The sequence below is a fragment of the Nonomuraea sp. NPDC050680 genome (assembly GCF_040654555.1).
Classification (GTDB): Bacteria; Actinomycetota; Actinomycetes; order Streptosporangiales; family Streptosporangiaceae; genus Nonomuraea.
This window is the reverse complement of record NZ_JBFAIF010000045.1, coordinates 1-13,408: the sequence shown is the minus strand read 5'-3', so window position 1 is coordinate 13,408 and position 13,408 is coordinate 1. Positions and strand designations below refer to the sequence as shown.

The window sequence follows — 13,408 nt, the reverse complement described above, 5'->3', positions numbered from 1 at the left end:
CGCGAACAGCGCGAAGAAGAAGCGGGGACCTAAACCGGCCATCAGTGGTGACCTCGAACTGGCCACCTGTGGGGACTTTTACATGGCCACGGACAAACGCCGACACGGCCTCTCGGATCACGGTGGCGCGGAGCATCCAGAAGTAGTCGCTCGGCCATAGCCCATTTACCTTCTCTTCGAAGAAGGCAAGGTGTTCGTCTCCACTGTGGATGTTCGGATCAAAGATGGCGTCTAGATCTCTAGACGCCTCCGCCCACAACTCGTCGTAGCTCCGGGAAGCCCAGCGCATCGTCAGCGCGAGGAACGCACGTATGTCCCCCTCGACCTTCTTCCAGCTATCAAATGACCTACTGACCGTTCCGGCCTCCGGGCTCCACATACGTGCACAGTAGATCATTCAGGGCGCCCATAGCCAGTGCTTTTCGTCGCGCGGAACTCACCTACCTCCCTGATTAGACCAGTTCGTTTCCTGGTCCGCATAACCATAGGCTTAAATACCGATCACTACTTGTCTCGAAGCGCACCCATCTCCGATAAGGCCACCCTGAGTACAGAGGCGGATTTGCATCCCTCGCTGGATCATGCAAGCACTTCACCTAAGACTAGCCCCATTTGCCCGAGTTCACCGAGCTGATCCCTAAACGCACATATCCAAATGATCACTATTTTATTACAATTCGAGGCGTGTGATGCTAGTAGCCCTGCCATCGTTAAATAATCACCCGAAGGCCATGACGCCTTAAGTGTTGCCGTCCTCCGAGTCGTTTAGGAGAGTCACGATGGGACGCTCACGGGTCGACCCAGACATCGCAAAAGAACGAATGAAACAGCGGGGGTGTTGGCCGATATCACGAATGCCGGAAAGAAAGCCCACAAATTCGCCATGGCTGTGCGCATGCATGGAGTGTGGCGAATTCATTAGGCCGCGATACAATTCCGTGGTCAACCAGGGGCAAGGGGGCTGTGATCCCTGTGCACGCAAGAAGCAGGCTCAGGGCAGGAGGGTCTCCAATGAAGTGGCCGTAGCAGAAATGCATACCGCCAATGTAGATCCTATCAAGAAAGAATGTCCAGGCGTAAGCGAACCCTGGCCATCGATCTGCATGAACACAGAATGTCCCGGTATATGGTTCGGGAAGCCGGCCGAAATCGCACCTAGGCTGGTGGACGCCCGCCGCAGCAAAGGAGCCGCCTGCAAGTATTGCGCAGGAAAGGCCGTGCACCCATACGTTGCGCGACTCATGATGATTCGACGGGCTAGCGTGATCCCCGTCGAGCCCTTTCCGGGAGCCAACGTTCAATGGAAGTGCGTGTGCTTACGCTCAGGACATGTCACTTATCCGACCTATAGTAACGTGGTAGCCGACCATAGCACCTGCCGAGACTGCGCCAAGAACGCGCCATTTACAGACTTCAAGGCGCGCGCCGTAGCGAATAAATATGGGTTCAGGCCAGACCAAGACGCGCCATTCAGTAACGTCTATACGAGTTGGCCAGGAACTTGCATCAAAAAAGGGCATCCATGCGCTCCACGGCTCGCAAATCTCATTAACGGACAGGGGCCCTGTCGCTTCTGTGCAAAGCGTGGCTATAAAACACATGTGCCAGGCACGGTCTATCTACTTATAAACACCGAAATACAGGCACTCAAGATCGGAATATACAACGACCCCAAACGTTTAGGGCGGCATACAATCCGGGGGTGGACGCTGTTGAGAAGCCAGTCCTACGCCGATGGCCAACATGCGCTTGACGTAGAGGGCTGTATAAAGATACTTTGGTTCGACAAACTGGGCTTCAAGCTGGGGTGCACGAGAGAGCAAATGCCGCAAGGTGGATATACGGAGACGGTCTCCCTGGCGGAAGTAGCAGAAATAGACGCTACTGATTCCTTCGATTTCTTCTCTTCGAAGGCACCTGACATCTTAGATGGCAAGCAACTCCTTGCTCTGGTGGATGAAGCAGCAAAGCCTGCCTGACCGATAGGAAAGGACATACTTCATTCAACGCAGCACCATTACGTCAAGAGCCCGACCGGGGAATGAGCAACCCGACTCATCCCCCGGGTCATTCCCAAGCGACGATCTCGGATACCGAAGCGTGCGTGCCTGCGGCCTTCGTAAACTCTGGAACGAGACCGGGAAGCCCTGACGGTCGGCTTGAGGGCCGGGTGCGCCTGCTCGGCCATTGCGGCAAGGATCTCGGTACCGGCAGGGATGGTCAGGAGCGCCCGAACGGCACTCTCGGTCACAGCCGCCTCGGTGGCGCGTTCCGGGCTAACCAGGGAGACCGGCTCCACTTCAGGCTGGACCTCGATGGCCTGGTCAACCTCGTCCCACTCCTCCTCGCTCAGATAGAACGACATGGCGAGAGTAGCGAGCTTCATACCCGAGAGGACTTGTGTTTCATCAGTCGCTGCCTCAGCCGGGGCGAGAGCGAGCACCGGGACCGCCTTGGCAGGCTGGGTGGGCACGTCCTCGGCAGGGATGTCCTCGCGGAACACCTCCCAGGTGGTGTCATCCTCGATGTCGTCGCCCTTGCCTGCGACCGGCGTTCCCACGTACCGGTACCCGTGATCCGGCGGGCGTCCCTTGACGACGCCGATACCGGCCTTCAAACTCGTCTGTGTGCAAGTCCGCGCACATCCGGAGCACTGGGGGGCCAGCATGGCGCTACGGTTTGTCGGTATCGACGGCACCAGCGAGCACGGCGGTTGCCCCTCCGTCTGGGTCGATGACCATGACGGAAGCTTCGTGATCCAAGGGATCATGCTCACCGACCCGTCCGAGGTCGAGCAGGTTGTGGCACGAAGCCCGCTCGCACCGGGCGAAACGATCGTCAGGCTTCCAGCGCACATGCGCGGCTATCTCCTGGAGGCATGCGGTGAACGCGACCCCCACGCTGGATGAGTTGCTTGGGCGCTGCACGCGTTCAGCACTCCACCTGGAGATGCGCGATGACTACGGCTGCTCGAGCCCTGGCTTCCGTGCCTGGAGGGAGGGCGCCCCCTTCAACCGGACCGACTTCGACGCTCCATGGGTCAATTTGATCAAGGAGACCGTAGGCCGGGGCGTCGTGGTGCGCCGCGCCCGCATCGTTTCGGAGCCGGTCAGCGACTACATCCGTTACGAGCACTCCGCAACGCCGTACGCGAACCTCGCAGGCGGCGAGATGGTCCGTTGGCTCCCCCGGTCCAGGGCGTCCGACCTATCGCTCCCTGGGAACGACTTCTGGCTCTTCGACGAACGACTCGTGCGCTTCGGCCTGCACTCAGGCGATGGCGAGGCGACCGGCCATGAAGATCGCGATGACCTCGCGGTGGTCAAGCTGTGTGCCGCGGCCTTCGAGGCCGTCTGGGAACGCGGCATCGACCACGTGGACTACCGGCCCGTCTGATCTCCCACTTGTCTACTTCACCTTCCTCCAGCGCCCACGAGGCTCGTCTGGCCATCGGCAAGCGCCTCCGGGAGATCCTCCGGGACTCGGGCATCAAGGCCAGGGCACTCGCTCAGGCGGCCGGCTGGGACGAGTCCAAATGCTCTCGCCTCATCAACGGCCGCACCCTTCCATCCGACGATGACATCCGCACGTGGTGCCGGATCTGCCGAGCCGAGGAAGAGATCCCCGATCTGATCGCCGCGAGCCGTGACGCTGACAGCATGTACATCGAGTGGCGGCGTTTGCAGCGCAGCGGCATGAAGCGCCTGCAAGAGACGCGAGTCTCCCTGTACGAACAGACCCGGCTCTTCCGCTTCTACTGCTCACACTTCATGCCGTGGCCCCTTCAGACCCCCGGTTACATGCGCGCCGTCCTGTCGGCCTTCGCCGACTTCCACGAGGCGCCACGTGACATCGACGAGGCGGTCGCGGCACGTGCCGCCCGCAGTCGCCTGCTCTACGAGGGAGACCATCGCTTCGCGATCGTCATGGAAGAGTCGGTCCTTCATGATCGAATCGCTGACGATGACGTCATGGCCGGGCAACTCGGCCAGCTCCTGGAGGGCATGTCCCTCCCTTCCATCTCGCTCGGGATCATCCCCTCCGGGGCTCCTCGCAAGCTGTGGAGCATGGAAACCTTCTCGATCTACGACGACAAGCGCGTGTTCATGGAACTCCTCTCAGCAGGAGTGACGGTCACCCAGCCACGGGAGATCGCCCTGTACATCAAGGGCTTCACGGAGTTGGCGGCCCACGCGGTGTACGGCAGCAGAGCACGCGCCCTGATCACGGCGGCGCTGGCCTCCATCTCCTGACGGCGCAAGTTCGTACAAGTTCATTGAGCCTTGCCATGGCTCGCTCCTACGGTCGATGCATGCTCTCCGCAGACACACAGCGCGCACACACCACCACGCCTTCCTGCGACGTCCAGCCGGCCGATCCCGTCCTCAGACAGATCGCCGAGCAGCACGCCGCCGCATTGGAGCGCGTGCAGGAGCTGCTGACGGCTCGCGGCATTCACGCGCGATGTGTGGAGCGCTTCGACATCACCGCCAGGATGGGCGGGGAAGAACCATTGGTCCAGACGCGCCGGCACCCGCCGCAACTCCTGGTGTTCGCCGATGGCGGCCGGAGGATGGCGACGATCAGCGTGGCTCCCTCCTCCGGGGCCTATGTGGTCGAGCTGGCCCAGTGGGGCGAGGACAACGAGCCCCGACCCGACAAAGCCACGGCGATACCGGAAAACCAACCGGAACGGGTCGCCGCACTGATCCCAGGCTACGGAGAAGGCGCCTCATGAGCGCCATCGCCAAGCCCAATCGGACAGCGTTCCGCTATCCGTACGTGATCGGGTGGACGGGAGAGGTCCAGAACCTGCCGCTGAAGTGGATACCGCACCGTGGCGGGCTGCGACTGAGCTATGCCGTGCCACACCGCGACGATGTCCATAACGGCGTGCTGCGCCTGCGGCAGAGCCAAACCCGCGCGGGCCGACCCGACTTCAGAACGGTCAACACGCAGCGACAGTGGCGCTGCATGGACGAGCGACTGTGCCAGGTATGCGCCCGACCGGCGGTGGACCGCGACACCGGCCGAATCTGGTGGCTGCTGTCCTCCGGCTACGGCGACGCAGGCGACGGCTACACCAACGCACCCCCGACCTGCCCGGCCTGCATCCCGCACGCGATCTCACAATGCGCGCACCTGCGACGCGACGCCGCCGTCTTCACCGTGGCCGACTGCTCACCGTACGGGGTGCGGGCGGATCTGTTCGCTCGCCACCTGCCACCGCTGATGCCGTACGAACGCAACGCCATCATGGCGTTCGACGACCACGACCTTCACCATGCCGTCGCCCGGGAACTGCTGATGCGGCTCCATGACGTGCGGCCGGCCGTGACGGGAGGTGGTGCGCCGTAGGCGCTGAGGAACTCCTGGCCGTCCTTCCGCTGGCACACTGGGGACATGGCACGTGGAACGGTGAAGTTCTGGAAGGCCGAGAAAGGCTGGGGAGCGATCTCCTCCGCCGACCTCCCCGCCGGGCGTGGTGACGCGTTCGCGCACTTCAGCGAGGTCGTCGGCGACGGGTTCCGGGAGCTCGAGCAGGGCGATGTCGTGGAGTTCGACGTCGAGGAAGGGCAGCAGGACAGCTTCCAGTTCCGTGCCCTCAACGTCCGCAAGGTGTGACGGCCACCGTGACCGGCCAGGATCTACCTGGGTGCGCACTAGGTGGCGTGCATCTTCGCGACCACGGCCGCCATCTGCCTGGCGCTGGTCTGTCTACCGTCCGTCCCTCAGCACTGACTAGGGTGATGACGTGAAGGTCCGGACGTTACGCCGCCTGAAGTGGGTCAGCGGGGTGGTCTGGATCTGGAGCTGGTACACGATGTACCTGGAGATCTTCCGGTGGAAGCACGTGACACCGACGCTCCGCTTCAACCCCGGGCCACCGCTCCAGGGGATGCGTCCCCGGCCTGGGCTGCCCCTCATCGGCGTCTATCTGGCATCGGCTCTCGCGCCACTCACCTTTCTGACCACGGTGATCATGGACCGCGCTCACCCTACGGACGCGGTGTCGCTCCAGTGCCCGGCCAGGGTCGGCGCGCCCGCCGCGGCCAGCAGGTGGGCGAGCAGGCGGGCGTGGTTCTGCTCTTCCGCGACGAAGAGGCGGACCGCCGCGCTGTAGGCGTCGTTCTCGGCTTTGTCCGCTTCGTCGATCAGACCGGCGTCCTCCCCGGCTCTGTCCGCCTTGCTGATCAGACCGGCTCCGTCACCGCTCTCGCCGACCTGGAAGCGCTGGATGCTCGCCACCACCGCCCGGTGGAGACACGCGCCCCGCGCCCAGTCGGGGTCGCCGTCGGTGCGCCGCCGCTCGGCCTCCGCTTCGAACTCCACCAGCCAGTCGGTGACGTCGGCACCCTTTTTCATGGCATTCACCGTACGAACCGATTGTGGATAAAACCTGCGGGTGATCGTCGAGGTTTCGTGCAGGTTCTCCGCCACTGGCCGCAGGGCCGTGGACGATGCGCCGCGGAGCCGGATGTCAAGATTCCCGTCACCTGGGTAGAGGGGGCCGCATGAGCGGCGACGGATCACATCAGGCGACTCTCGCGGCGCTGGCCGCCAACGTGGGAGTCGCGGCCACCAAGTTCGTGGCCTTCTTCTTCACCGGCTCCTCGGCGATGCTCGCCGAGGGCATCCATTCCATCGCCGACACGGGTAACCAGGGTCTGCTCATGCTCGGGCGGCGGAGGGCCAAGCGGGAGCCGAGCGCCGACCACCCCTTCGGCTACGGGCGCGAGCGATACTTCTACGGCTTCCTGGTCTCGCTCGTGCTGTTCTTCGGGGGCGGGCTGTTCGCCCTGTACGAGGGGTACGAGAAGATCTCCCATCCGCATCCGCTGGAGAGCTGGCCGTGGGCGGTCGGAGTTCTGGTGGCGGCGATCGTCATGGAGTCGCTCTCGCTGCGCACCGCCGTACGCAACTCCAATCGGGTGCGTGATGGCCGGTCGTGGGCCGGGTTCATCCGCGACGCCAAGGCGCCCGAGTTGCCGGTGGTGCTGCTGGAGGACACGGCGGCGCTGGCCGGGCTGGTGTTCGCGCTCGCCGGCGTCGGGCTGACGGTGCTCACCGGCAACTCCGCCTTCGACGGCCTCGGCTCGATCGCCATCGGGCTGCTGCTGGTCGCGGTGGCGGTGACGCTGGCCAGGGAGACCAAGAGCATGATCATCGGCGAGGCGGCCACGCCCGCCGTTCAGGACGCCATCGAGAAGGTCTTGGACGGCGACCCGTCCATCCAGGCGTTCGCCCAGGTACGGACCCTGCACCTGGGGCCGGAGGACCTGCTGATCGCCGCCCGGGTGACGATGCACTCCTCGGGCGACGTGGACGGGGCCGCGCAGGCACTGGCGGAGACGGAGCGGCGGATCAGGGAGCAGGTCTCGATCGCGTCGGCGGTGTACCTGCAGCCGACGCCGCCGGAGCGGGTGCCATGAGAGCAGGTCAACGCCCAGCGGATCTCGCCGAGGTTACCTACGATCATCCCGGAGCCGTCGCGGGCGCCATCGCCGTGGCCGTCGAGGCCGCCGAGTGAATAATCTGTTAGCGAGACGGCGGCGGTGCACGCCGACCGGCTGGCCGAGGCGCCCGAGCTGTTCGACCCCGAGGTGCTCGAACGCGTGCGCGGCGCCGCCGAGATGCCGGGCTGGCGGTATGTCCGGGCCATGCGGGCCCGCCCGCGGCTCGCCGAGAGCGTCGGCGCGCTGTTCGAGCGGCATGACGTGCTCGCGCTGCCGACCGTACCGCTCACCGCGCCGTTTCTCGGTCAGCGCGCGACTGAGCTGGACGGCGGGCCCGTCGCCGTGCGAGCCGCCCTGCTCGCCCTGACGAGCATGTGGAACGTGGTCAGATTTCCCGCACTGAGTGTCCCGGCCGGAACGGTGCACGGCCTACCGGTCGCCCTGCAGCTCGTCTGCCGTCCCGGGTGGGAGCACCTGCTGTTCGAGACGGCCGCGCTCGGCCTGGCGAGGCATGGAACTCCGCCCGCCGGGTAGCGGCCTGCGAATGCGGATCCAGGACTGGTTCCTCACGGACCAGGAGAGAGGCAACCCGGCGACCGAGCTCGACGCCTGGTCCACGGGTAACGACGTATGTCCGCTGATCCACGGCGCGACCTACTTCGCCGAGCTGAAGACCTGTGTCGAGGCGCTGCGTAAGGACGACTTACTCTTGTTCGCCGACTGGCGCGGCGATCCCGACGAGCGACTCACCGAGAACGGGCCCTCGGTGGGCGATGCGATGGCCGCCGCCGCGCACAGGGGCGCGCTGGTCAGGGGGCTCATCTGGCGTTCACACCTGGACCGGTTACGCTTCAGCTCGGCCGAGAACCGGCACCTGGGCGAGGAGATCGAGGCCGCGGGCGGGCAGGCCGTCCTCGACACGCGGACCAAGCCGGGCGGCTCGCACCACCAGAAGTTCGTCATCCTCCGTCATGACCGCGATCCGGCCACCGACGTGGCCTTCCTCGGCGGCATCGACCTGTGTCACAGCCGCCGTGACGACGCCGACCACCTCGGCGACCCGCAGGCGTGTCCGATGCCCGGCGAGTACGGCCGGCGGCCCCCATGGCACGACGTCCAGGTCGCCATCCACGGCCCGGCGGTGGCTGAGGTGGAGAAGGTGTTCTGCGAGCGCTGGGAGGATCCCGCGCCGGAGACCAGGGATCCGATCAGGCGGCTGCGCGACCACTTCGCCAGGATGGACGACGTTCCTCCGCTGCCCGAGCCGGGGCCGCCGCCGCCCCCGGCGGGCACGCACACCGTACAGATCCTGCGCACCTATCCCGCCAGGCGCAGCGGCTACCCGTTCGCGCCGGACGGCGAGCGGAGCGTGGCGCACGCCTACCAGAAGGTGCTCGGCCGGGCCCGTTCGCTGGTCTACCTGGAAGATCAGTATCTGTGGTCCACGGACGTGATCGAGCCGTTCGCCGAGGCGCTGGAGCGCGAGCCCGGCCTGCGGATGGTCATCGTGGTGCCCCGCCACCCCGACCAGGACGGCTGGCTGGCCGGGCCCGCGAGCCTGATCGGCCGGGTCCACGCGCTGAACCGGCTGCTGCGGGCGGGCGGCGACCGGGTCGCCCTGTACGACCTGGAGAACCATCAGGGCACTCCCGTCTACGTGCACGCCAAGGTCTGCGTGGTCGACGACGTGTGGGCCTCGGTCGGGTCCGACAACGTCAACCTGCGCTCCTGGAGCTACGACTCGGAGCTGAGCTGTGCCGTACTCGATGAGCAGGAGGATCCGCGCGAGCCGCACGGTGCCCGGCGCTTCGCCCGCGAGCTGCGCCTGACCCTGATGGGCGAGCACCTGGACCGGCCCGAGGACGGCGCGGATCGCGACGAGCTGTGCGATCCCGTGGCCGCGTTCGACGCCTTCGCCGACGCGGCGGCGCGACTCGAAGCCTGGCACGCCGGTGGCCGGAAGGGTCCGCGGCCGCCGGGGCGGCTGCGGCCGCATTCCTACCCCGAGCTGCGCCGGCTGCGCGGGCTGCTCGCCACGCCGCTCTACCGCCTGGCGGTCGATCCCGACGGGCGGCCCCCCGCGCTGCGGAGATCCGGGTCCTTCTAGCCGGGTCCGCGCTCGCCGCTGTCAAAAGGCCACCCTCCGTGATCACTCGGGTGGGCGCTGCCCTATCCTGTACGGCTCTGTGGAGCTGAGGAAGGGAACAACCCCGAGTGAACGTGAGCGTCTTGAATTCTCTGTGGTTATCTGAAGGGATCAGGCAACTCGGATGGGCGTGGTCTGCTTTGGGCTGCCCCGGTGCTCGGTGAGTGTGAGTACGGGGGTGGCTTTGGCGTGGTGGAAGCCGGTCCGGGGGTGAGAGTTCCAGACATGCCCTGTCCGGTACGGCTGGTGCCGTCCCGGCTTGGGTGCTTGGCCCGCCGGACGCTGTCCACTCCCTGAAGGGGGTGGGGCGGGCACCGTGCGCCGGTCGGGCACACGGCTGGAGGTCATCGCTTGGTCGGCCAGGTTGTTGGCTGAGCGGCCGGCCGAGCTGTTGATCGGGTTGTCTTTCGGGTTGTTGAGCGAGTTGTTGAGGGTGCGGGTGGGGCGTTTCGGGGTGGGGCGGTTCTTGGAGCGGTCGCGCGCTGCTGGTCGGGGGTGCAGGTCGGTTCGGGTGCGGCGGGCGCGGCGGGCGGCGCGGGTGGGTTTGCGCGGTCGGCGGGCGCGGGCCACGTTGCCCTCCACGACGGTGGCGATGGCGCGAGCCCCGGTGGAGCGGTGGGTGCGGGTGGTGTGCTGGCCGAGCAGGCCACGCGAGACGATCCGCTCGGCGGCCGCCCGGTCCCGGTCGCACGACAGGCCGCAGGCCGGGCAGTACGCCCAGGTCCAGCCCTTCTCGGTGAGCCGGTCGGGGGCCGGGCAATGCCGCAGCACCGACGTGCCGGTGCCGCAGCGGGGGCAGTACTTGGAGGTGCCGCGCGCCGGGACGGTGACCACGGCGATGGTGTGCTTGGCCGCCAGGTGCCGGATCGCCTCTACGATCTGCCCGCGCACCTGCCCCGACAGGCGCGCGTTCGCCCGTCCTCGGCGCCCGCGTGCTTCCAGGGTGGCCAGGTCCTCCAGATAGATGACCGTCGCCCCAGCAGCCACCGCCTGGTCGACCGCCCAGCGGGCCGCCGACCAGGCCAGCGCCTTGTTCAGATAACGGATGCGGGCGCACAGCCGCTCATGCTCGACCCCGACGCGCTGCCAGGCCGTACGCAACGCGGCGTGGCGAGGGTCGGCGGGCGTGATCCGCGCCAAGAGCCGTTCCAGGTGACAGTGCTTGGCGGCCAGGTGCTCACGCTCGGCCCGCAACCGGTGCAGCTTGGCCGACACGCCGCGCGCATCGTAGGCCAGCGGCCGCCCGTCGCTGATCACCCGCCCGTTGTCGATCGTCCGGCCGTCGGAGGTCTCCCGGCTATCGGTCAGGCATCCGGCCGCGCCGGTCAGCAGGGTGTTGAGGCCCCAGTCGAAGCCGCACCCGACCGTATGGCCGGTAGCGGGCGCGACAGTGATCGGGATCTTGAAGGGCAGGTCGACGCGTACCCGGCCCTTGCTCACCCGCACAGTGGGGGCGCAGAGCTTCGCTTCCGGCGGGACGGTCGGCGGCAACGCGAGTGGCAGCACATGCCACGCCCAGTCCCTAGCACAGGCGGGAAACTCGACCAGTGGAAGCCGCACCCGCAACAGGGCGCGGTGGTCGCCGATGCGCTGCAGGGTGAGCAGTTGCCGGTCGGCCGCCGCCAGCACCACCTGTGCCGCCACCTTCGGCGGCTGCTCCAACTCGGTCAGATCGGCCGGGAACACCTCATGCGCGTCGAGGTAGGCGCGGACCTGCCGGGTTCGGTTACGGATCTCCGCCGCGCTCACCCCGCTGGGCAGCACAGCGCGCAGCGCCGCCCATTCAGCGCCGGTGCGCGCACCCTGATCGCGCGGCCAGGTCGCCACAATCGCCGCCACCACAACGCGCCGGTGCAGTGCCAGTCGCAAGGCGCGGGCGGCCTGCTCCTGCGCACACCGCAGCACCCGATCGCACACATGTACGCCCGCGGCCGGGCTCACGCCCCAGCCCAGACGGCGGACAGCCATCCAGCCCTTGGACGGCAACACCCGCCCGTCCAACCCCCGCCCGGACGCCAACGCATCCAGATCAGCCACACTCCACCGGGCAGCGACGATACAGGCGGTGAGATCTCGAGCCAGGCCAGTCAGCCAGGCGACCCGCCGCACCAGCACGCCCTGCGCGACGACCTCGCCGCTCGCCTCCACACTCGCGCCATAGGCGGTGCAGGTCGCGGTCACGGTGAGCGTACTCACCCGCCACCCCCGCTACCGGACGGCATCCAGGCGAGGCGGCAACGATGCATGTCCCGCACAACCTGCATCCCAGCCACCCCCACCCGCACGATGTGTAACGACAACGCTACCAAGAGTTTGCCGCGCGGGATAGAACAAATGAGCGATACCCATCCGCCGAACACCGCCCGACCCCTCAGCCCACCACGAGCCAACACCCCACCCGCGCCCGACCACACGGCAACAACCACCCGCCGGCCGCCCGGCTCCAACCCTGCGGGCACACCTCCACAGGCAAAGCATGGACAACGAGATCGAGACCGGCCCGCAGGCACCCCGCCGACCGCGCCGAAAACCAATCCACAGCCCCCCGGCCAACAACATGAACGTGACCGCCACATGCCTATCCAAGCCGAGTACACCCCAGACGCCTGACCGCCATCAACCTCAACAAAGCCACTACGAGGCCACATCAGAACCTCAGGTTCCTCTAGCGAATGCGAAGGGCCGTTCGTACCCTGCGCCCGGTCCAGGAGGCGGACCTGGATGTGTTCGAGGAGAATCTGGGCAGCCCCGAAGGGGAACGGTGAGCTGCAGTGGTTCGGCCATCGCACGCTGCACGTGATGCGAGCAGTTCGCGGTGAGCGGGCTGCTGAGCCGCGAGGGCGGCTATTCACTATTGATGCCCGTGGTGAGGTGGCCGGGTGGATGCGCTGGTCCCAGCGGCTCTGGGGTCCGGCGCACACCTCCTGGTGCTGGACGCTCTCCATCGTGATCTTTCCGCGCCACCGCGGCAAGGGCGTCGGCAGCCGGGCACACCGCGATCTGGTGGTCACGCGAGCTCCCCGCACACGCAGGCCGCGGAGTGGTCTCGCCTCCGCTCTCAGCGGACGCCGCGCGGCCTGAACTGGATGCTGATGCGCGGCCCGGTGGAGCGGGCGGTCTTGGGGATCGCGTGCTCCCACGTGCGCTGGCAGCTGCCGCCCATCACGATGAGGTCGCCGTGCCCCAGGTCGTGACGGATCGACGCGCCGCCACCCCGGGGACGCAGCAGCAGCGGGCGCGGGGCGCCGACCGAGATGATCGCGACCATGGTGTCCTCGCTGCCGCCCCTGCCCAGGGTGTCGCCATGCCAGGCCACGCTGTCGCGGCCGTCGCGGTAGAAGCAGAGCCCGGCCGTGCGGAACGGCTCCCCGAGCTCCTCGGCGTAGCGCTCGTTGAGCGTGCGCAGGGCGTCGTCTAGTGCCGGGTCGGGCAGCGGCTCGTCCTCGTCGTAGAAGGCGAGCAGCCGCGGCACGTCGACCACTTTGTCATACATCCGCCGCCGTTCGGCCCGCCACGGCACCACCTCGCACAGCCGGGAGAACAGCGCGTCGGCCCCCGCCAGCCAGCCGGGCCCGACATCGATCCACGCCCCGCGCTCCAGACGCGTCCGGCGGATCGCCGAGCCGACGAGCTCGTCAGCCGCCAGCAGAGAAGCTTGGAAAACAGCCTTCATGACATCGAGTGTAGGCGATCGTTCAAACATTCATTCGATTAGGTCGGCAGACCGGCTGCGCCCGGCCGGCACGGCCGGGCGCACGGCGCGTCGGGCCCCCCGCCCCGGGGGTACGGCCCGCCGCCCCGACAG

16 protein-coding genes are annotated in these 13,408 nt (G+C 67.0%); 11 read left to right on the top strand and 5 right to left on the bottom strand.

Annotated elements, in window-relative coordinates; all coding sequences use genetic code 11:
- A partial coding sequence (locus AB0H88_RS52295) for a hypothetical protein (RefSeq protein ID WP_357657677.1) occupies nucleotides 1-379 on the bottom strand: 379 nt, incomplete at its 3' end.
- 1,222 nt (nucleotides 380-1,601) lie between these two features.
- Here AB0H88_RS52295 and AB0H88_RS52290 point away from each other — a divergent pair.
- On the top strand, nucleotides 1,602-1,979 hold the full coding sequence (locus AB0H88_RS52290; protein ID WP_357657676.1) for a hypothetical protein: 378 nt from the start codon (nucleotides 1,602-1,604) through the stop codon (nucleotides 1,977-1,979).
- 38 nt (nucleotides 1,980-2,017) lie between these two features.
- Here the strand turns inward: AB0H88_RS52290 and AB0H88_RS52285 are convergent, their stop codons facing one another.
- Complete coding sequence (locus AB0H88_RS52285) at nucleotides 2,018-2,617, bottom strand: hypothetical protein (protein ID WP_357657674.1); 600 nt, start codon at nucleotides 2,615-2,617, stop codon at nucleotides 2,018-2,020.
- 49 nt (nucleotides 2,618-2,666) lie between these two features.
- Between AB0H88_RS52285 and AB0H88_RS52280 the strand changes: the two genes are divergently transcribed.
- Genes AB0H88_RS52280 through AB0H88_RS52255 form a run of 6 tightly spaced genes read left to right on the top strand, consistent with a single transcriptional unit; the run spans nucleotide 2,667 to nucleotide 5,625 of the window.
- Nucleotides 2,667-2,909 (top strand): hypothetical protein, encoded by a 243-nt coding sequence (locus AB0H88_RS52280; protein ID WP_357657672.1) that lies wholly within the window; start codon nucleotides 2,667-2,669, stop codon nucleotides 2,907-2,909.
- Nucleotides 2,884-3,396, top strand: coding sequence for a DUF6879 family protein (locus tag AB0H88_RS52275; protein ID WP_357657671.1), 513 nt, complete (start codon nucleotides 2,884-2,886; stop codon nucleotides 3,394-3,396). The genes AB0H88_RS52280 and AB0H88_RS52275 overlap by 26 nt, the downstream gene beginning before the upstream one ends.
- Before the next feature lie 8 nt (nucleotides 3,397-3,404).
- A complete protein-coding gene (locus tag AB0H88_RS52270; protein ID WP_357657669.1) occupies nucleotides 3,405-4,253 on the top strand; it encodes a helix-turn-helix transcriptional regulator in 849 nt (282 codons plus the stop codon).
- Between the two features lie 59 nt (nucleotides 4,254-4,312).
- Nucleotides 4,313-4,738, top strand: a complete 426-nt coding sequence (locus AB0H88_RS52265; protein WP_357657667.1) for a hypothetical protein — start codon at nucleotides 4,313-4,315, stop codon at nucleotides 4,736-4,738.
- Complete coding sequence (locus AB0H88_RS52260; RefSeq protein WP_357657665.1) at nucleotides 4,735-5,358, top strand: hypothetical protein; 624 nt, start codon at nucleotides 4,735-4,737, stop codon at nucleotides 5,356-5,358. The genes AB0H88_RS52265 and AB0H88_RS52260 overlap by 4 nt, the downstream gene beginning before the upstream one ends.
- A gap of 45 nt (nucleotides 5,359-5,403) precedes the next feature.
- Nucleotides 5,404-5,625: a cold shock domain-containing protein gene (locus AB0H88_RS52255; protein ID WP_357657663.1), complete on the top strand. Its 222-nt coding sequence runs from the start codon at nucleotides 5,404-5,406 to the stop codon at nucleotides 5,623-5,625.
- 369 nt (nucleotides 5,626-5,994) lie between these two features.
- Here AB0H88_RS52255 and AB0H88_RS52250 read toward each other — a convergent pair whose 3' ends face one another.
- The gene (locus AB0H88_RS52250; protein ID WP_357657661.1) at nucleotides 5,995-6,366 is read right to left on the bottom strand and encodes a hypothetical protein; all 372 of its coding nucleotides are present in this window, start codon (nucleotides 6,364-6,366) and stop codon (nucleotides 5,995-5,997) included.
- A 149-nt stretch (nucleotides 6,367-6,515) separates the two neighbouring features.
- Between AB0H88_RS52250 and AB0H88_RS52245 the strand changes: the two genes are divergently transcribed.
- The 3 genes from AB0H88_RS52245 (at nucleotide 6,516) to AB0H88_RS52235 (ending at nucleotide 9,564) form a co-directional block, all read left to right on the top strand.
- Complete coding sequence (locus AB0H88_RS52245) at nucleotides 6,516-7,433, top strand: cation diffusion facilitator family transporter (protein ID WP_357657660.1); 918 nt, start codon at nucleotides 6,516-6,518, stop codon at nucleotides 7,431-7,433.
- 123 nt (nucleotides 7,434-7,556) lie between these two features.
- Entirely contained in the window at nucleotides 7,557-7,991 is a 435-nt protein-coding gene (locus tag AB0H88_RS52240) for an amidase family protein (protein WP_357657658.1), read from the top strand.
- Nucleotides 7,992-8,001: 10 nt separating this feature from the next.
- Nucleotides 8,002-9,564 carry a phospholipase D family protein gene (locus AB0H88_RS52235; RefSeq protein WP_357657656.1) on the top strand — a complete coding sequence of 521 codons (1,563 nt, stop codon included), beginning with the start codon at nucleotides 8,002-8,004 and terminating at the stop codon, nucleotides 9,562-9,564.
- Nucleotides 9,565-9,714: 150 nt separating this feature from the next.
- Here AB0H88_RS52235 and AB0H88_RS52230 read toward each other — a convergent pair whose 3' ends face one another.
- Nucleotides 9,715-11,799: a transposase gene (locus AB0H88_RS52230; RefSeq protein WP_357657654.1), complete on the bottom strand. Its 2,085-nt coding sequence runs from the start codon at nucleotides 11,797-11,799 to the stop codon at nucleotides 9,715-9,717.
- A gap of 525 nt (nucleotides 11,800-12,324) precedes the next feature.
- Here AB0H88_RS52230 and AB0H88_RS52225 point away from each other — a divergent pair.
- Complete coding sequence (locus AB0H88_RS52225; RefSeq protein WP_357657652.1) at nucleotides 12,325-12,684, top strand: GNAT family N-acetyltransferase; 360 nt, start codon at nucleotides 12,325-12,327, stop codon at nucleotides 12,682-12,684.
- Here AB0H88_RS52225 and AB0H88_RS52220 read toward each other — a convergent pair.
- Nucleotides 12,662-13,276: an alpha-ketoglutarate-dependent dioxygenase AlkB gene (locus tag AB0H88_RS52220; protein ID WP_357657650.1), complete on the bottom strand. Its 615-nt coding sequence runs from the start codon at nucleotides 13,274-13,276 to the stop codon at nucleotides 12,662-12,664. The two genes, AB0H88_RS52225 and AB0H88_RS52220, sit on opposite strands and share 23 nt — an antisense overlap.
- Nucleotides 13,277-13,408: the final 132 nt, after the last annotated feature.